Source organism: Collinsella sp. AM18-10 (genome assembly GCF_003471585.1).
In the GTDB taxonomy this organism is placed as follows: Bacteria; Actinomycetota; Coriobacteriia; order Coriobacteriales; family Coriobacteriaceae; genus Collinsella.
This window is the reverse complement of record NZ_QRJO01000018.1, coordinates 2,235-21,264: the sequence shown is the minus strand read 5'-3', so window position 1 is coordinate 21,264 and position 19,030 is coordinate 2,235. Positions and strand designations below refer to the sequence as shown.

Here is a 19,030-nt window from a genome sequence, read left to right as displayed (position 1 = left end):
ATACATATTCATTAGAGGTGAAGTCATGCCAAAAGCGATATACGAAGGAATCTACCGAGAAATACGCTCGCGCATCATTAATGGGACCTATGCGTTTCAGGAGATGCTGCCAACCGAAGCTGAGTTGACCGCGGAGTTCGGATGTACTCGCAATACCGTCCGTCGTGCCTTGGGTATGCTGGCCGACGGGATGTTTGTGCAGCCCATACACGGCAAGGGCGTGCGCGTTATTTGGCTTAAGGGCGAAACCGACATGTTGGGCGCACTTGAAGAGGTTGAGTCGTTTGGCGAGTTCGCAAAACGCAACAATGCCGTCGCATCGACCGAGGTCAAGTCTTTTGAACATTTGATTTGCACCGAGCAACTCTCTCGTCGCCTGGGCTTTAAGGTGGGCGAGGAGTTGATTCGCGTGGTGCGCGTCCGTAGCCTTAACGGCAGTGCTCGTCAGGTGGACCACGGCTATTTTCTGGAGTCGATCGCCAAAGGCCTGACGCCCGAGGTCGCCGAGAAGTCTATCTACGACTATCTGGAGCACAAACGCGGCGTCAAGGTGATGGCGAGTCGCCGTACGGTGAGTGTCGAGCTCGCCAACGATGAGGACTGCAGCTATCTTGACCTCGGCAAATACAACTGTGTCGCCGTCATGGAGAGCCAGTCGTACACCTCGGACGGCATCTTGTTCGAGGTCACGCATGCCCGCACGCATCCCGAGATCTTCCACTACCGCGTCAACTCCAAGCGATAGGGAGCAGGACGGGCCTTTCGACCAATGCAAAAGCGCCTGTCAAAACCGATACTCCGTCGGTTTTGACAGACGCTTTTCATGTTAAAAGTACCATAATATTGTTTAGACAATAGTTGTCAATAGACAAATGAAAATTACCGTTCACCGAAGTTTTTCTACCGCTCTAGTAATACTTGTTCAAACAACTAGCCAAATAGCGTATTGTACAAATCAGCAAAAGGGGCAAAGTCCCCGAGCCAATCTCCGAAGGCGGCGGCAAAGGGTGCCGCCACGGTGTGAAAGGGTGGATTGTAATGAAGAACGAAATGAGCAGAAGGCAGTTCCTGGGCTTTGCTGGTTCCGCGGCTGCGGTTCTTGGTCTGGGTCTCGTGGGCTGCGGTGGTTCTGCCGGCTCCGGCTCCTCTGCTTCTGGTGACGCTGCCGAGGTCTACTTCCTCCAGTTCAAGCCCGAGGTCGACAAGGAGTGGAAGGAGATCGCCAAGGCGTACAAGAAGGAGAAGGGCGTCGAGGTCAAGATCGTGACCGCCGCCTCCAACACCTACGAGGAGAAGCTCAAGTCCGAGATGTCCAAGAGCTCCGCTCCGACGCTGTTCCAGGTCAACGGCCCCACCGGCCTTAAGAACTGGAAGGACTACTGCGCCGATCTTTCCGACACCAAGCTCCGCGGCGAGCTCATCGACGACTCCCTGGCGCTGCAGTCCGACGGCAAGGATCTGGGTATCGACTGGGTTCAGGAGAGCTACGGCATCATCTACAACAAGGAGCTCCTCGAGAAGGCCGGCTACAAGGCCGAGGACATCAACTCCTTCGACAAGCTGAAGGCTTGCGCCGATGACATCCAGGCCCGCAAGGACGAGCTGGGCGTTGACGGTGCCTTCACTTCCGCCGGTATGGATGACTCCTCCAGCTGGCGCTACACCACGCACCTCGCCAACCTCCCGCTCTACTACGAGTTCGAGAAGGAGCACAATCAGGAGGACGACGAGATCAAGGGCGAGTATCTAGACAACTTTAAGCAGATCTTCGACCTGTATATCACCGACTCCACCTGCGATCCTTCGCAGCTCGCCTCCAAGACCGGTGACGACGCCACCAACGAGTTCGCAACCGGCAAGGCCGTCTTCTACCAGAACGGCTCTTGGGCCTACGCCGACCTCACCAAGGCCGGTATGACCGACGACCAGCTCGGCATGCTGCCGATCTACATCGGCGTCGACGGCGAGGAGAACCAGGGCCTGTGCTCCGGCGGCGAGAACTACTGGTGCGTCAGCTCCCAGGCTTCCGAGGATGCCCAGAAGGCCACCGAGGACTTCATGTATTGGTGCGTCACTTCTGACACCGCCACCAGCATCATCGCTGACAAGATGGGTCTGACCGCCCCGTTCAAGAGCGCTAAGGAGACCACCAACGTCTTCTCGCAGCAGGCCGTTGCTATGGCCAAGGACGGCAAGAAGACCGTTGCTTGGGACTTCGTTTACATCCCCTCTGAGGAGTGGAAGAAGAACCTCAAGCAGGCTCTCATCGCTTATGCTGCCGACAACACCAAGTGGGACGGCGTCAAGAACGCCTTCGTCGATGGCTGGAAGACCGAGAAGGCTGCTTCCGAGTAAGCAGTTGCTGCCCAAGCTATCTGATTAGCGACAGGGGGCGGGCAGACGTTGGTTTGCCCGCCCCCTGCATATTGAAAGGACCCTTTTATGGGCAAAGCACTCAAGCGCTGGTGGCCGCTCTTTATGCTGCCCACGTGCCTGGCGTTTATGATCGGGTTCGTGATCCCCTTTATCCAGGGCTTCTATCTCTCGTTCTGCCAGTTTATTACCATTAACAACGCGCATTTTGTCGGTATCGAGAACTACGTGCGCGCGCTGTCCGATCCGCAGTTTGCTACGTCGTTCTTCTTTACGGTGGCGTTTGCCTTCCTGTCGACGGTGCTCATCAACGTGATTGCCCTCGCCATCGCGCAGGCGCTCACCCGCAAGGCGCTCAAGGGCACCAACATCTTCCGTACGATCTTCTTTATGCCTAACCTGATCGGCGGCATCGTGCTGGGCTACATTTGGCAGATTCTGATCAACTGCCTGCTCTCCAACGTGGGCGCCCAGCTCATCGCCCTCAACTCCGCCGCTGGCTTCTGGGGCCTTATCATCCTGACCCTGTGGCAGCAGGTCGGCTACATGATGATCATCTACATCGCCGGTCTGCAGTCCATTCCGTCCGATTACATCGAGGCCGCCAAGGTTGACGGTGCCACGGCATGGCAGACGTTCTGGAAGGTTAAGATCCCCAATCTGATGCCGACCATCACCATCTGCCTGTTCCTGTCCATCACCAACGGCTTTAAGCTGTTCGACCAGAACCTCGCCCTTACCGGTGGCGCCCCGGCGCACTCCACCGAGATGCTCGCCCTGAACATCTACAACACGTTCTACTCGCGTGCCGGCATCGCATGGCAGGGCATCGGTCAGGCCAAGGCAGTTATCTTCTGCATCCTGGTCGTCGCCATCTCTATGATTCAGCTTAAGGCCACGAGGTCCAAGGAGGTGCAGCAGTAATGAAACGCGATAAGGCTATCAACCGCGCGCTCTCGATTTTCTTTACGATCCTGTCGCTCGCATGGATCTACCCCGTGTTCATGATTGCGCTCAATTCCTTTAAGAAAGCGACCGCAATCAGCACCACCACGGCGTTCGACCTGCTCACGCCCGAGACGTTCAACGGCCTTGCAAACTACGTGCACGCTCTTAACGAGCAGGGTTTTGCCTCGGCATTTATGTACTCGCTCATTATCACGGTCACGTCGGTCGTGCTGATCTTGGTGTGCTGCTCCATGTGCGCTTGGTACGTGGTTCGCGTCAACAGCAAGATCTCGAACTTCTTCTATTACCTGTTCGTGTTCTCGATGGTCGTGCCCTTCCAGATGCTGATGTTCACGCTGTCCAATTTGGCGGACCGCATCGGCTTCAACACGCCGTTCAACATCTGCTTTATCTATCTGGGCTTTGGCGCGGGCCTGGCGGTCTTTATGTTCGCCGGCTTTGTAAAGAACATCCCGCTCGAGATCGAGGAGGCGGCCATGATTGACGGCTGCAACCCGGTTCAGGTGTTCTTTAAGATCGTCCTTCCCATCATGAAGCCCACCTACCTTTCGGTCGGCATCCTCGAGACCATGTGGGTCTGGAACGACTACCTGCTGCCCTACCTTACGCTCGACTCCACCAAGTACAAGACCATTCCTATCTTGATCCAGTACTTCCGTGGCGGCTATGGCCACGTCGAGCTCGGCCCCATGATGGCCTGCATCATGATGGTCGTTGTCCCCATCGTCATCATGTACATCTTCTGCCAGAAGTACATCATCGACGGTGTGGTGGCAGGTGCCGTCAAGGGCTGATGCCGTAACTGTTTTGCAAGTTTCTGCGGCGCCCCACAGCGTGGCGCCGCGTATCGAAAGGTAGAGACATGGCCGAGATCGTTCTCAAACATGTTCAGAAGGTGTATCCCAACAACGAGTCCAAAAAGAAGGGCTTCTTTGGCAAAAAGAAGAAGACCGAGGAGAAGAAGCACAACCTCAAGGTTACCGAGGACGGTGTGCTCGCTGTAGAGGACTTCAACCTCACCGTTCACGACCAGGAGTTCATCGTCCTCGTTGGCCCCTCTGGCTGCGGTAAGTCCACGACGATGCGCATGGTCGCTGGCCTGGAGGACATCACTTCGGGCGACGTGCTCATCGACGGCAAGCGCGTCAACGACGTGGCGCCCAAGGACCGCGATATCGCCATGGTGTTCCAGAGCTATGCTCTGTACCCCAATATGACGGTGTACGAGAACATGGCGTTTACGCTTGAGCTCAAGAAGGTCCCCAAGGACGAGATCGACCGCAAGGTTCGCTCCGCTGCCGAGATCCTGGGTATTACCGAGTACCTTGACCGTAAGCCCAAGGCACTCTCCGGCGGCCAGCGTCAGCGTGTCGCCATCGGCCGCGCCATCGTGCGTGACCCCAAGGTCTTCCTGATGGACGAGCCCCTGTCCAACCTGGATGCCAAGCTGCGTAACCAGATGCGCGCCGAGCTCATTAAGCTGCGTCACGAGATCAAGGGCACCTTCATCTACGTTACCCACGACCAGACCGAGGCTATGACCCTCGGCGATCGCATCGTGGTCATGAAGGACGGCGTCGTCCAGCAGATCGCCACCCCGCAGGAGGTCTTCAACCATCCCGCGAACATCTTCGTCGCCGGCTTTATCGGCGTGCCGCAGATGAACTTCTTCGATGCCCAGCTGGTGCGCTCGGGCAACGGCTTTACGGTCAAGACCGAGGATATGAACGTGGCGCTCGCCCCCGAGACCTGCGCTCAGCTTGCTCTCAACTGGGACGGCGGCGACGTGAAGGAGATCACGGCCGGCGTGCGTCCCGAGCAGATCCTGCTTGCCGACAAGGACGAGGAGGGTGCGCTCCAGGGCACCGTCGAGGTGACCGAGCTCATGGGCTCGACCGAGCATGTCCACGTGACTGCTCCCGACGGCCAGTTTGTCCTGATCATTCCCGTCGTCGACCTCGAGGCCAAGGGCGCGCTCAAGGCGGGCGACCCCATCTGGTTCAAGTTTGAGAAGAACGCGACCCACCTCTTCGATAAGGTCTCTGGCAAGAACCTTATCTAGGCCCGGTGCAACCAGGCCCTTCCTTTGGGCGACTGCGGCTTTGCCATCCTTTTGCCGCGGTCACATATAAGGCTCCCCTCCCGTCCACTGGGCGAGAGGGGAGCCTTTCTTTGTGTTGGGACTGTCTGACCGGTCGTTTGTCTCGATCTGTAACGGATAGGGCCGATTTCGGACGTTAGATGTTACAGATCGAGACGGTTCCGCTGAGCTAACCATTTCATCTAAATCTGTAACACCAAAGGCGAATTTCACCTGCTAGATGTTACAGATTGAGATAAACCCAAGGGGAGGGGCCGGTATGTCTCAATCTGTGACAGCTGGGACCGTTTTGGTTGAGTAGTTGTTATGGATCGAGATTGTTTGGCCGAGTCGGATCACAGGGTAACGTGCGGGCACAAAAAACGGAGCCGCGTTGCCGTGGCTCCGTTTTCAAGAGGATGGGCGATGAAACCGAATTAGCTCAGGTGCCAGATCTCGTCGTTGTACTGGGAGATCGTACGGTCGGACGAGAAGGTGCCGGCGTTGGCGATATTGATGAGCGCCTTGCGCATCCAGGCGTCCTGGTCCTCGTAGTCGGCCAGCACGCGCTCCTTGGTCTGGATGTACTCCTCAATGTCGAGCAGGGCCATAAACCAGTCCTTGCCCTTAATGTCGTCGTGCAGGCGCTGCAGGCGCTCGGCGTTGCCGGTTGCCATAAAGGCTGGGTTGGTGATGAAGTCCACCAGCAGTTTAATTCCGGGCTTGCGGTAGAGCGCACCGGCGTTGTAGGTGCCGTCGGCGTAGAGCTGCTCGACCTGTTTGGACGAGGCACCAAAGGTATAGATGTTCTCGTCGCCCACGAGCTCGGCAATCTCCACGTTGGCACCGTCGAGCGTGCACAGGGTTAGGGCGCCGTTGAGCATGAACTTCATGTTGGAGGTGCCGCTCGCCTCCTTGGAGGCCAGGCTGATCTGCTCGGAGATGTCAGCGGCGGGGATCACGCGCTCGGCGGCGGTGACGTTGTAGTTCTCGATCATGACAACCTGCAGGTAGGGAGCCACGTCGGGGTCGTTTGCAATCCACTGCGACAGCGTCAGGATCAGATGGATGATGTCCTGCGCGATAGTGTAGGCAGGCGCCGCCTTGCCGCCAAAGATGATGGTGACGGGGTGCTTAGGCCTGTTGCCGTTCTTGATGTCGAAGTACTTCCAGATGATGTAGAGCGCGAGCATCTGCTGACGCTTGTACTCGTGGATGCGCTTGACCTGGACGTCGATGATGGCGTTGGAGGGAATGGTCACGCCCTGCTCGAGCGCCATGAACTGGCGCATGATGGCCTTGGCCTCGACCTTGGTGGCGGCCAGGCGCTCAAGAACATCCTTGTCGTCGGCGAACTTGGCGAGTTTGCTCAGATCGCCGGTGCTGCGCCAGTCGGTGCCGATCACATCGTCGAGCAGGCTGGCGAGCGCGGGGTTGGCCCCATGGATCCAGCGGCGGAAGGTGATGCCGTTGGTCTTGTTGGAGAACTTCTCGGGATAGATCTCGTAGAACGGATGAAGCTCGGTGTCCTCCAGGATCTTGGTGTGGAGGGCGGCTACGCCGTTGATGGAGAAGCCAAAGTGGATGTCCATGTGGGCCATGTGGACGGTGTCGTATTCGTCGATGATGGCGACGCGCGGGTCATCGTGCTCGGCCTTCGCGATCTCATCGAGCTTGACGATAATGTCGGCGATGGCAGGGGAGACCTTCTGCAGGCTGACGAGCGGCCACTTCTCGAGCGCCTCGGCAAGAATCGTGTGGTTAGTGTAGGCGACCATGGAGCGTACGATGGTCACGGCCTCGTCAAACTCGATGCCATGCTCGGTGGTGAGCAAGCGAATGAGCTCGGGGATGACCATGGTGGGGTGCGTGTCGTTAATTTGGACCACGGCGTAGTCGGCCAGATCGTGCAGGTTGCTGCCGCGCTCGATGGCCTCGTCGATCAGGAGCTGGGCGGCGTTGCTCACCATGAAGTATTCCTGGTAGATGCGAAGCAGGCGGCCCTGCTCGTCAGAATCGTCGGGGTAGAGGAACAAGGTGAGGTTTTTGGCGATCTCGGTCTTGTCGAAGTCGATGGAGCTGCCGGGGACCAGGCCGTCGTCGACGCTCGCCAGGTCGAACAGGCGCAGACGGTTCTTGGTGGGCTGGCCGTAACCGGGCACATCGATGTTGACGAGCTTGGAGGTAACGGCAAAATCGCCGAACTCGACGGTGTAGGAGCGGTCGTCGTCGACTAGGATGTCCTGCTCACCGAGCCACTCGTCGGGGACGGCCTTCTGCTGGTTGTCGACAAAGCGCTGACGGAACAGGCCGTAGTGATAGTTGAGGCCCACGCCATCGCCGGTCAAGCCCAGCGTGGCGATGGAATCCAGGAAGCATGCGGCCAGGCGGCCCAGGCCGCCGTTGCCGAGCGACGGCTCGACCTCGAACTCCTCGATCTTGTTGAGGTCGTGGCCTGCGGCGGTGAGCTGGTCCTTAACCTCGTCGTAGATGCCGAGGTCGATCATGTTGTTGATGAGCAGCTTGCCGATCAAAAATTCGGCGGAAATGTAATAGAGCTTTTTCTTGCCGTTGTTGAGCGGGCAGGCGGCGGAGCGCTCCTGCACGAGTTTGACCAGCAGCTTGTAAATGCGACGGTCGTCGAGCTGCTCGAGCGAGGTGCCAAAAGACTGCTCGGCGAGTTCCATGAGGTTAATTTGGGGCATGTTTCCTCCTGTAATGGGTTGATTACATGTCTGCAATTCATAAGAATCCCGCGCGAGGGGATTGGGGTGGCCTCGCGCGGGTAAGCAAGCGCGTCCGCACGGTGGGGAGGGGTCGGGCGCGGTAGCTCCTATTGAGGAAGCTCGATTTCGGCTTCCGACGGGATGCGGAAGTAGGTCTCGGTCCAGTCGGTGAGTTTGTGCTCGAGCTCGCGGGTGATGGCGCCGTCGAGCATGCGCCAGGTCCAGTTGCCGCCCAGCGTGGCAGGGGTGTTGATGCGCGCCTCGTTGCCCAAGTTGAGCAGGTCCTGCATGGTGTAGATGCACGTGTCGCTCACGCTGGCCGCGATGGTTCGGTTGAGCGCGTCGGCGATGGGTTCGCCGGCCTGCTGATGGGTGTACAGGGCTGTCTGCTCGCGCTGACGCGGGGTAGCCGTTCCTTCAAACCAGCCGCGTGCCGTCTCGTTGTCGTGAGTGCCCACGTAGGCGACGGTGTTGGCAATGTAGTTGTGCGGCAGGTAGTACGAGTTGGTGCCCTCAAAGGCAAACTGCAGGATCTTCATGCCGGGGAAGCCCGAGTTGTCGCGCATATCGATGACGCCGGGGGTGAGGAAGCCCAGGTCCTCGGCGATGATGGGCAGCGTGCCGAGCTTTTCCTCGAGTGTCTTGAAGAGCTTGAGGCCGGGACCCTGCGTCCACGAACCGTAGGACGAATCAGGCGAGGAGAACGGCACCTCCCAATAGGCCTCGAAGCCGCGGAAGTGATCCAGGCGGATGACGTCGTACATGTCGAGGGCGGCGCGAATGCGGCCCTCCCACCAGGAGAAGCCGTCGGCCTCCATGGCGTCCCAGTCGTAGATGGGGTTGCCCCAGTACTGGCCGGTGGCCGAGAACTGGTCGGGCGGAGTGCCGGCGACGCTCACGGGATTGCCGGCGGCGTCGATCTTAAAGAGCTCAGGTGTCGCCCACATCTCGACGGAGTCACGCGAGACATAGATGGGCAGGTCGCCGATGATGAGAATGTCGCGCTCGTTGGCATAGGCCTTGAGGCGGCTCCACTGGCGATCGAAGAAGTACTGCGTCATCTGGTGGTAGAGCATACGCGCCGGATGGTCGGCGCAGACCTTGGCGGAAGCCTCGCCGCGGGTGCGGAGCTCCGCGGGCCACTCCCAAAACGCCTTGAGACCGCACTCCTCTTTGACGGTCATGAACTCACAGTAGGGGATGAGCCAGTCCTCGTTGGCCTGGATAAAGTCATCGAAATCGGCCGGCTTGTCGGCAGCAAAGCGCTCGGCGGCGCGGTCGAGAATCTGACGGCGGCCGCCAAAGATAGCACCGTAGTCGACATTGCTGGGGTCGGATCCCAGATACACGCCATCGATATCGCGCTGCTCCAGATACCCTGCCTCGATAAGCTCGGCAAAGTCGATAAAGTTGGGGTTGCCTGCGCGGGCCGAGAACGACTGATAAGGCGAATCGCCATAGCTGGTCGTCGTAAGGGGCAGAATCTGCCAGTAATGTTGTTTGCACGAGGCGAGAAAATCGACGAAGTCGTAGGCATTCCAGCCAAAGCCGCCGATTCCGTATGGTCCGGGCAGAGATGAGACGGGCATGAGGACGCCGCTTGCACGCTCCATGAATGCGCTCACCAACCTTCTTGTTGTGGGGTCGGCCTGCCGATGGGTATGCAGTCCGCCTCCGATGTTCTGATTCGATACGCCTATTGTAAAACATGTTGTTTAAACATGTACAGGCAAGATAAAAAAGTTGGAAGTATTTCGGTGAATGGTTACGCGTCATGAAAAAGCCCCGGTCTCACATCGTGAGATCGGGGCAAGAACGGTATGTAGGTTTTTGCTACTCGGCGTCGGCGAAGCCGTTGGGGTTGTGGCTCTGCCAATTCCAGCTGTCGCGGCACATGTCCGCGATATCGTACTGGGCCTTCCAGCCCATCATGCGCTCGGCCTTGGAGGCATCGCACCAGTTGGCGGCGATGTCGCCGGCGCGGCGCTCGCGGATCACATAGGGCAGCTCCTTGCCGCAGGCCTTGGAGAAAGCAGCGACGACCTCGAGTACCGAGGTGCCGGTGCCGGTGCCCAGGTTAAAGATCTCGACGCCGGTCTTGCCGTTCATCCAGTTGAGGGCGGCCACGTGACCAGATGCCAGGTCGCACACGTGGATGTAGTCGCGCACGCCGGTGCCGTCGGGGGTGGGGTAATCGTTGCCAAAGACCTGAACAGCCTCGAGCTTACCGACGGCGACCTGGGCGACGTAAGGCACCAGGTTGTTGGGGATACCCTTGGGGTCCTCGCCAATCAGGCCCGACGGATGGGCGCCGATGGGATTGAAATAACGGAGCAGCACGACGTCCCACTCGGGGTCGGCGGTATGGACGTCCATGAGGATCTGCTCAATCATCCACTTGGTCCAACCATAGGGGTTGGTCGCGGGCTTCTTGGGGTCCTCTTCGGTGACAGGCGGATTGTCCGGATCGCCGTAGACGGTCGAAGAGCTCGAGAAGATGATGGACTTACAACCGTGGCTGCGCATGATATCGATGAGCACCAGGGTGTTCTCGATGTTGTTGCGGTAGTACTCGACGGGCTTGCTCACCGACTCACCGACGGCCTTAAAGCCGGCGAAGTGGATGACGCGGTCGATCTGGTGGGTATCGAAGATCTTGTTCATCGCATCGCGGTCGAGCACGTTGGCCTCGTAGAAGGTGAGGTTCTTGGCGGCCTCGTCGCCCACGATGGTCTTGACGCGGTCGATGGCAACGGCGCTGGAGTTGGAGAGGTCATCGACGACGACAACCTGGTAGCCGCCCTCGAGCAGCTGAACGACGGTGTGCGAGCCGATAAAGCCGGCGCCACCGGTAACGAGGACGCAGGTGTCTTTGGGGTCGAGTGCTTTGGACATGTAGTCTCCTATCGAATCAGGAACACTTCTTGAGGGGAGTATAGCGCAGCTGGGGGCGCCCAAAACACGCGGGGCAGGAAAACCAGAGGATTGATGTTAACGTACTCATAGGGTGTCATTTGCATAATCCTTACCTTTGGTGTGGGACGTATTTGCGAGCCGCTGACCATGCTTTTCCAGCCGTTCGTGGAAATAGTTGGGACAAGCGCGATGTGCGTTAATATGTTTGAGTTGAGCGACATATAAATAAACATGTAACGGAGTACATATGTCACCAAACAACGATTCCATCTTTACGCAGGAGCTTTCGCGCCGCACTGCCCTTAAGGCTCTTTTCGGCGCCGCCTCCGCGGCTGTTCTTTTTGGCCTGCCCGCCCGCGCCCATGCGGCTGAGGCCAGCCAAGAAACCACCGACAAACTGAATGCCGCCCAGGCCCAACTCGACGAGGTTCAGGCCCAGCTCGACAGCATCGCAAATGAGTATGCGGCGCTGGCCAACAAGAATGCCCAGACCCTCAACGACATTGAGAATGTCCAGGGCAAGATTGACGACACACAGGCCCAGATCGATGAAAAGAAGGCCGAGCTCAAGAAGAAGCGTAACGACCTTTCCGATCGCGTGGCCGCCAGCTACAAGTCCGGTGGCACGAACATCCTGTCGCTGCTGCTGGCCTCTGGCTCGTTTGAGGAGCTCGTTGCCAACGCGCATTACGTTGAGAAGATCAACAAGAGCGACCGCGATGCCATCGAGGACATCCAGACGATTCAGGCCGAGCTCGACGCACAGAAGACCGAGCTCGAAGCACAAAAGGCTGACCTGGAGAAACTCAAGGATCAGCAGACGGCTCAGATGCAGGATATGCAGGCCAAGCAGCAAGAGGTCCAGACCGTGCTGAACGGTCTTTCCGACGACGTCAAGGAGCTCATGGCTCAGCGTGATTCCGAGATCCTCGCTGCCGCCCAGGCCGAGGAGGCTGCCAGGAAGGCCGCCGCTGCCGCGGCCGCCGCGAACAAGAACAATTCCTACTCGGGTGGTTCGAGCTCGGGCGGTGGATCGTATGCGCCCGGAACTCCGCAGCAGAATGCCGGCTCGGGCAAGCAGCAGGCCGTCGTCAACGCATGCTACTCCACCCCTTCGCCTGGCCTGAACTGGTGCGCCGCTTGGGTTACCAACGTATTCCGCAACGCCGGCGTGGGCTACTTTGGCGGCAACGCGTGCGACATGTTTAACGCCTGGTGCTACAGCTCCGATCGTTCGGCGCTGCAGGTGGGCATGATCGTGGCCGACTCGTCGCACAGTGGCACCGGTACGCCGGGTCTGCTGTACGGACACGTGGGCATCTATGTTGGCGGCGGCATCGTTATGAGCAATGAGGGCTCCATTACGTCTAAGTCACTTGATGCGTTTATTCGGTTCTACGGTACTGGCTCTGGCGTGCGCTGGGGCTGGCTCGGCGGTATTGCGTTGTCGTAAAGCCGACTGGGCCGCGTGCCCGCCCGCAATATATTTGATTGCCTGCTCGGGCAGTCCTGCGCAAGACGAAGGCCACATTAAGTGGCCTTCTTTGCGTGCGGAACTCGCGATCAATCAAATATATTGCGGGCGGGCACGCGGCCCTTTTGGGTCCTGAGCGCGACTCACCGGACTGGTTGTCTGATATAAAGATGGCGAAGGCCCCTTTCGGGGCCTTCTTTTTATAGGAATTCGCCTACTCGGTGGACTTCGGGTTCTAGGTCTACGTCGAACTGCTCTTTGACTTTGGCTTGGATGTCGCGGATGAGTTCGTCGACGTCGGCGGCGGTGGCGTGGTCGGCGTTGACGATGAAGCCGCAGTGTTTTTCGCTCACCTGGGCGCCGCCGACGGCGTGGCCGCGCAGACCGGCGTCCATGATGAGCTTGCCGGCAAAGTGGCCCTCGGGGCGCTTGAAGGTGGAACCGGCGCTCGGCATGTCGAGCGGCTGCTTGTCCTCGCGGCGTTGGCGGTAGTCGTCCATGTCGGCCTTGATCATCGCGGCGTTGCCCGGGGCGAGATTGAAAGTGGCCGAAAGCACGATGAAACCGTCGTCGGCAATGCGGCTCTTGCGATAGCCCAGGTTGAGCTCATCGACATCGAACTCGATAATGCTGCCGCTACCGCGGGTGCCGTCGTCGAGCATGCGTGCGGGCTTATAGACGCGCACGGACTCCAGCACATCGGCCATGCAGGCGCCGTAAGCTCCGGCGTTCATGTAGCAGGCGCCGCCGACCGATCCGGGGATGCCCGAGATGGGCTCCATGCCGGTGAGACCGGCCTCGGCTGCCGCCGCGGCGACATCGGAAAGCAAGGCGCCGGCCGCCGCCGTGACGTGCGTACCGTCGACCGTAATGTCGGAGAGGCCTTCGCCCAACGCCACGACGACGCCGCGGATACCCTTGTCGCCGACGAGCAGGTCGGAGCCGTTGCCCACGATGGTGAGCGGCAGATCGCAACGATAGCAGGTGTCAAGCGTGGCGACGAGTCCCTGCTCGGTATCGGGCGTGACAAAGACATCGGCCGGGCCGCCGATCTTAAACGTGGTGTGCTCGCGCATGGGCTCGCTCATCAGCACGTTGTCCTCGCCGGCAACGCCAGCGAGCGCGCAGAGCAGGTCCTCGTTAAAAAAGTCGTTCTCGTGCATACGAATATCCGCCTTTTGGTGGTCGTTGTCATCAATCGATTGCAATATACCCCACCCGGACGGATTTGGTGCGCTGGCGGCGATAAAACAGCCGTCTACCGGATTGGTAAAGTGTTTATCACCGAGGTAGAGGGGTAGTCGCTATACTTTCAAGAGATTGCGCGTAAACCCGGAAGGAGCGAGATGGCCAACAAAGTCACCCTCAAGCAGATCGCCCAGGAGGTGGGGCTTTCCCCCTCGTCGGTCTCGCTTGTGCTCAATAATCGGCCCTGTCGCATCTCGGAAGAAAACCGCAAGCTCATCAAGGAGGTCGCGGCGCGCAACCACTATGTTCCTAACCAGATTGCGCGTAGTCTGGTCATGCGCGAGTCGCGCACGCTGGGCCTTATCGTCCCTAACATCGAGAGCCGCTTTTTTGCCTCGCTCGCCGGTAGCCTGGAAAAGCGCTGCCGCGAGGACGGCTATGCGCTCTTCATTACCAGCTCGGGCGGAAGCGCCGATGACGATCTGGAGCTGCTGCGCCAGCTGGTGACGCGCGGCGTCGATGGCGTCTTCCTGGTCGTGGGCGACGAGTTCTCCGACGACCGCGCCCTGCGCGAAGAAGTCAGCCACCTGCCCATCCCGGCCGTAATGGTCGACCGTGCCATTGAGGGACTCGAGTGCGACAAGGTGATGTTCGATCACGAGATGGGCGGCTACATGGCCACCCGCTATCTGATCGAGCAGGGCCACCGTCGCATTGCCTGCTTGGTTAACGCGCGCCGTTCCAATACGGGGCGTAAGCGACTTGCCGGCTATGAGCGCGCGCTGCGCGAGGTTGGCCTGCCTATCGACGCACGCTTGGAGTTTGAGAGCGAGTACTACATTCCGAGTGCATACGAGGCCTCGGAGGCGGTGCTCGCAACTGATGCCACCGCCGTGTTCGCAAGCTCGGATAACATTGCCCTTGGTTTGCTCAAGCGCCTGCACGAGATGGGGAAGAGCATTCCGGGCGATATTTCGGTCGTAAGCTATGACAACTCGGCGGCCGACGTTCTCTTTGAGCCGGCGCTGACCGCCATTGAGCAGGATCCTGGTGTCCTTGCGGAGCATGCTTTTGGCTGCATGTCCAAGCGTCTTGCCGGTAGGGGCGGTAGGCGTGCCGAAGAAGTCGTTCTGGAGCCGGCGCTTATCGTGAAGGGCAGCGTGCTCGATCTTACCGAATGTAGCTAAGCGTACTTGTTTGTTTGCATAGATTGCATGCGGAGTGTCCGCTATTTGCCGGCGGGGCCGGGGTGCCTGCCTTGTTTTGAGAAGTTCGCGGAGCCCACTTCTCAAAACAAGGCAGGCACCCCGGCCCTCGTCCGTGAACTCTTCCGCTGGGCGAGCTATAGACGCCGCGCACCGATAGGGTAAGGCGGCGGCTTGAAATTGGTGCTATATTCAGCTTGAGTTGTTTAATGCTAGTACGGGAGGCTGATATGGGGCTGTTCAAGAAGAAAAACCCGCAGGATGCCTTTGATCCCGATGTGTTTACCATCACGGATACGATTTTGGACCCGCCGCGGTTTACATTTTTGCCGGCTATCTATCAGGATGCCACGCGCCGCAAGTGGGCCGTGCATCAGCGCGGCGGCGAGCCGAAGATTTTTGACTATGCGGACGTGTTGCAGTGCGAAGTGGCCGAGGCGGGCGATCCGGAGGCCGATGAAGCGGTCTCTAAACAGGAATTTGCCCAGCGTATCCTGGCAAATCCTGCCAAGGCGGCGAAAATAAACGCTGCCAAGCGTAATATGTGTCTTGGTATGGGCGTTGTTGTGGCGGTTCAGACGGGAAAAGACGAGGTTTCCAAATTAGAGATTCCCGTTATGACCGACGAGGTCAAACGCGATTCAAGTCTATATAAGTCGTATCGGAATGTCGCCGAGAAGATCAAGGCCGAATTTGATGCCATGGGAGGGCTGGCCTAATTTTGGCGGCATACGTGTCTGAATGAGGAGTCTGTGCAATGGCAGGCGAATCTTATGCAATTCCCCCCAAAGATCGTGCTGTTGAGGGAATTCTTTGGTATATCCAGCACCATCAGCTTGCCGGCGGCGATCGCCTGCCGGCCGAGCGCGTGCTGTGCGAAGAGATTGGCGTTTCGCGTACGGCGTTGCGTGCCGGTATCACGCGGCTCATCTCGTGTGGAACGCTCGAGAGCCGTCGCGGATCGGGTACGTATGTGTGTCCTCCCAAGCCGTTGAACATCTTCCAGGAAACGTATAACTTTTCCGATGCTGTACGGACTGCCGGCCTGCACCCCTCTTCTCGTCTGGTTTCCACCGGGACCATCGAGGCGGATGAGGCGCTTGCCGACAAGCTTGGGGTGGCTGTAGGCGCTCCCTTGCTCCGCATGCAGCGCGTTCGACTTATTGAGGGCGAGCCGGCGTCAATCGAGACCGCTCACGTTAACCTGTCCCTGTGCCCATCGCTTCCCGAACACGATTTTGAGTGTGAGAGCCTTTACGATGTCTTGCTCAAAGAAGGTGGCGTGCGTGTTGAGCATGGACGTGAGCATATCTCCATCTCGCGTTTGAACGCCGAAGAGGCCGAGCTGCTCCAGCAAGAAGAGGGAACGCCGGTGTTCTATGAGAGCTCGATCGAATTTGATAAGGACATGCGTTTTGTGGAGCATTGCAAATCGGTGATTTTGCCCACAAAGTTCCGCTTTGCCGATAACGGCGAAGAGAACGGCATGAGGAGCGTGGCAGGTGAACAATGGCTGAAACAGTAGATGCCACCCCGGTTTATATGCGCATTCGACGCCGCATCGAGGAACGTATCGAGCGCAGTATATATCCCACGGGTTCCATGATTCCGTCCGAAAAAGACCTTGCCGAGGAATTTGGTACGACACGCTTGACCATCCGAAGCGCTGTCGATGAGCTGGTTCGGCGCGGGCAGATTCGCCGTGTTCGGGGAAAAGGTGCCTTTGTGGCGCAGAAAGTACCTGCTTTTTTTGAACGCACGGTCGGTTTCCGTGAATCGGTCCGTGCTTCGGGCGGCGAGCCGTCCGTCCGTATTCTCGCGCGTTCCAAGCGTTATGCGGGGCCATATTACGCCGACCTGTTTGGCATCGCCGAGGACGACCTGCTCTATTCCGTTCGACGCCTGAACTGCATAAACGGTAGCCCCGTATCGATTGAGACGGCGCTGATTCCCTGCCTGCTGTTCCCAACCATCGAAGATATTGACGTGTCGGTCTTCAGTTTGTACGAGACCTATGAGATGCTGGGCCGAAAGCCAGTCATGGCACAGGAAAAGCTCGATATCGAAGCGCTGGGCGCACGAGATGCCGGCCTCCTTGGACTGGAACAGGGCGATCTTGTTTTGCTTTTGGAATGCGTGAGCTATGACGCGAGCGGTCAGGCTATCGAGTATGTAAAGTCCTTCAATCGTGGCGATACGGGCGGCTACACCTATACGTACTAGCTGGTATTTTGTGAATAACGGCTGGGAAACTAACCAGTTTGATCGTTGGGTCAGCTGTATATACAACCTTACAGGGCTCAAAATCGACCGTTCGCCGATGGGGATAAATTAATCGACAAAGAGGTATCAAAAAGCCGTAACCTGTAACTGTGATTGGTATCAAATACTAATGATTTGTTACGAGGTGAGACGATGAAGATGCTCGATTACGTTCAGCTTGCCCATGTGCGTATGGGGGAGAACCTCGAGCGTTCGTCTGAGCTGGTAGCGCAGCTCGTTGATATTTTCCAGTCCGGTTCTTTTGACGCGCTGCGCATCGTTGCTTCGGGTTCGTCGCGCCATGCCGCCGATTGCGCCCGCGATTACCTGCAAGATGCCCTGCAAATGCAGGTGTCCGTTGTGACGCCCGAGGCCTTCGTTGATTTTGAACACACCTATCCGCAGCATGCGCTCAACATTGCCGTTTCGCAGAGTGGCTATTCGACCAATACGATTGCGGCGCTCGATTACATGCGCGCACACGATATGGCTGCAGTTGCGCTCACGGCAAACGTCGAGGCACCCATCAAGGAACACGCTGACATCGTTCTTGACTACGGTGTGGGCGTCGAGTCGGTGGACTTTGTGACTCTGGGCGTCGAGGTGCTCGTTGAGTACCTGGTGCTCTTTGGTATTTACGGCGGTCAGGCGCGCGGAACGATTGACGCCAAGGGCGTTGCCCAGCGTCTTGACGACCTGCGCGAGGCCATCCAGGCCAATGCCGTGATGTGCAAGACCGCCGAGGCATATGTCCAAGACCACATGCTCGAGCTTTCTGAGCACACGCCCGCCATGGTCGTCGGCAACGGCCCCAACTATGGCGCTGCCGAAGAGGCGGCCCTCAAGCTGAGCGAGACCATCAAGATTCCTGCCATGCATCACGAAGGCGAGGAGTTCGTCCACGGTCCCGAGATGCAGATCGTTCCGGGCTATCTGGTGTTTATCGTCGACGATCCGCAGGGGTCGGAGCGTCTTGCGAATATCGCTGATGCGCTATCGAACGTTACGACAAAAACGGTGCTGCTCACGGCCCATCCCAAGGGTAGGGCTCACGAGGTTGCGGTGCCTCAGGTGGCTCCGCTGCTCAGCGCAATTCCCAATCTTGTGTTCTTCCAGACGATTGCGGCCATGATAGCCGAGCGTCTGAAGTCATGGGACGTGCACCCGTATCTTGATGCCGTCTCCAAGCAAATGGAGGTCAAGGCAGAGGGCTACGAAGAGTCAGTCAATGCGCTTAAGGCCAAAGCGGCCGAGTGTTACGGAATGTAAGCGGGTTTTGATGCCCGTTGGCATGGGGGATGTGGAAACAACCCCAGAAAGGAGAGACAAATGAAGGAAACCGAGAAGATCGAGATCATGCATTTCGACCAGGAGGGCTATCTCGAGGACGGCAAGGCGCTCTACGAGACCGGCAAGAAGATGACCGCGCTCGCCGACAAGGTCGCCGACGAGGGCTACGACGCCGTGTTCCTGATGGGCGTCGGCGGCACCTGGGACGAGCTCATGCAGCTCGAGTACCTCATGAACAAGTTCGGCGACCGCGACCTCGAGGTCTACCTGATCCACGCCGCCGAGTGGAACGTCTCCGGCCACAAGCGCATGACCGAGAAGTCCGTCGTGCTCACCGCCTCCGAGTCCGGAACCACCCCCGAGGTCCTCGAGGCCGTCAAGAAGATGAAGGGCATGGGCGTGCGCGTCTACGCCATGACCAAGCCCGAGGGCCCCATCGGCCAGGCTGTCGGCGCCGAGAACTGCGTCGCCATGGCTTCTGACCATGGTTCGGGCGGCTGTGAGAAGGGCTACTACCTCGCCGACTGCTTCGGCCTGCGCCTGCTCA

15 protein-coding genes and 1 pseudogene are annotated in these 19,030 nt (G+C 58.5%); 12 read left to right on the top strand and 4 right to left on the bottom strand.

Annotated features, from left to right (window positions below; translation table 11 throughout):
- Positions 1-25: 25 nt before the first annotated feature.
- The 5 genes from DW211_RS08980 (at position 26) to DW211_RS08960 (ending at position 5,404) form a co-directional block, all read left to right on the top strand.
- Entirely contained in the window at positions 26-745 is a 720-nt protein-coding gene (locus DW211_RS08980; RefSeq protein WP_118260384.1) for a GntR family transcriptional regulator, read from the top strand.
- 293 nt (positions 746-1,038) lie between these two features.
- Positions 1,039-2,355: an ABC transporter substrate-binding protein gene (locus DW211_RS08975; RefSeq protein ID WP_055252173.1), complete on the top strand. Its 1,317-nt coding sequence runs from the start codon at positions 1,039-1,041 to the stop codon at positions 2,353-2,355.
- A gap of 87 nt (positions 2,356-2,442) precedes the next feature.
- Complete coding sequence (locus tag DW211_RS08970; protein WP_117759387.1) at positions 2,443-3,297, top strand: carbohydrate ABC transporter permease; 855 nt, start codon at positions 2,443-2,445, stop codon at positions 3,295-3,297.
- The gene (locus DW211_RS08965; RefSeq protein ID WP_055252175.1) at positions 3,297-4,136 is read left to right on the top strand and encodes a carbohydrate ABC transporter permease; all 840 of its coding nucleotides are present in this window, start codon (positions 3,297-3,299) and stop codon (positions 4,134-4,136) included. Before DW211_RS08970 ends, DW211_RS08965 begins: the two co-directional genes overlap by 1 nt.
- Before the next feature lie 68 nt (positions 4,137-4,204).
- The gene (locus tag DW211_RS08960) at positions 4,205-5,404 is read left to right on the top strand and encodes an ABC transporter ATP-binding protein (RefSeq protein WP_055252176.1); all 1,200 of its coding nucleotides are present in this window, start codon (positions 4,205-4,207) and stop codon (positions 5,402-5,404) included.
- A gap of 455 nt (positions 5,405-5,859) precedes the next feature.
- On the opposite strand, the gene glgP is transcribed toward DW211_RS08960, so the two are convergent.
- The 3 genes from glgP to galE all read right to left on the bottom strand — a co-directional run bounded on the left by glgP (position 5,860) and on the right by galE (position 11,043).
- Positions 5,860-8,127, bottom strand: coding sequence for a glycogen/starch/alpha-glucan family phosphorylase (glgP, locus tag DW211_RS08955; RefSeq protein ID WP_118260383.1), 2,268 nt, complete (start codon positions 8,125-8,127; stop codon positions 5,860-5,862).
- Positions 8,128-8,255: 128 nt separating this feature from the next.
- Positions 8,256-9,773 carry a 4-alpha-glucanotransferase gene (malQ, locus tag DW211_RS08950; RefSeq protein ID WP_233502855.1) on the bottom strand — a complete coding sequence of 506 codons (1,518 nt, stop codon included), beginning with the start codon at positions 9,771-9,773 and terminating at the stop codon, positions 8,256-8,258.
- 208 nt (positions 9,774-9,981) lie between these two features.
- Positions 9,982-11,043: a UDP-glucose 4-epimerase GalE gene (gene galE, locus DW211_RS08945; RefSeq protein WP_118260381.1), complete on the bottom strand. Its 1,062-nt coding sequence runs from the start codon at positions 11,041-11,043 to the stop codon at positions 9,982-9,984.
- Positions 11,044-11,311: 268 nt separating this feature from the next.
- On the opposite strand from galE, the gene DW211_RS08940 reads away from it, so the two are divergent.
- Complete coding sequence (locus DW211_RS08940) at positions 11,312-12,517, top strand: hypothetical protein (protein ID WP_118260380.1); 1,206 nt, start codon at positions 11,312-11,314, stop codon at positions 12,515-12,517.
- 221 nt (positions 12,518-12,738) lie between these two features.
- Here the strand turns inward: DW211_RS08940 and murB are convergent, their stop codons facing one another.
- Positions 12,739-13,701 (bottom strand): UDP-N-acetylmuramate dehydrogenase, encoded by a 963-nt coding sequence (murB, locus tag DW211_RS08935; RefSeq protein ID WP_118260378.1) that lies wholly within the window; start codon positions 13,699-13,701, stop codon positions 12,739-12,741.
- A gap of 183 nt (positions 13,702-13,884) precedes the next feature.
- Here murB and DW211_RS08930 point away from each other — a divergent pair, with 183 nt between their 5' ends.
- From DW211_RS08930 to DW211_RS10340, 6 genes and pseudogenes are all read left to right on the top strand, one after another.
- Positions 13,885-14,913, top strand: coding sequence for a LacI family DNA-binding transcriptional regulator (locus DW211_RS08930; protein ID WP_118260376.1), 1,029 nt, complete (start codon positions 13,885-13,887; stop codon positions 14,911-14,913).
- A gap of 248 nt (positions 14,914-15,161) precedes the next feature.
- A complete protein-coding gene (locus DW211_RS08925) occupies positions 15,162-15,650 on the top strand; it encodes a hypothetical protein (protein ID WP_118260374.1) in 489 nt (162 codons plus the stop codon).
- A 38-nt stretch (positions 15,651-15,688) separates the two neighbouring features.
- Positions 15,689-16,456 carry a GntR family transcriptional regulator gene (locus DW211_RS08920; RefSeq protein ID WP_118260373.1) on the top strand — a complete coding sequence of 256 codons (768 nt, stop codon included), beginning with the start codon at positions 15,689-15,691 and terminating at the stop codon, positions 16,454-16,456.
- Complete coding sequence (locus DW211_RS08915; protein ID WP_117584261.1) at positions 16,441-17,154, top strand: GntR family transcriptional regulator; 714 nt, start codon at positions 16,441-16,443, stop codon at positions 17,152-17,154. The genes DW211_RS08920 and DW211_RS08915 overlap by 16 nt, the downstream gene beginning before the upstream one ends.
- Positions 17,155-17,346: 192 nt before the next feature.
- On the top strand, positions 17,347-18,462 hold the full coding sequence (locus DW211_RS08910; RefSeq protein ID WP_118260371.1) for an SIS domain-containing protein: 1,116 nt from the start codon (positions 17,347-17,349) through the stop codon (positions 18,460-18,462).
- Positions 18,463-18,522: 60 nt separating this feature from the next.
- Positions 18,523-19,030 (top strand): annotated as a pseudogene (locus tag DW211_RS10340) (SIS domain-containing protein); the annotation flags it as partial.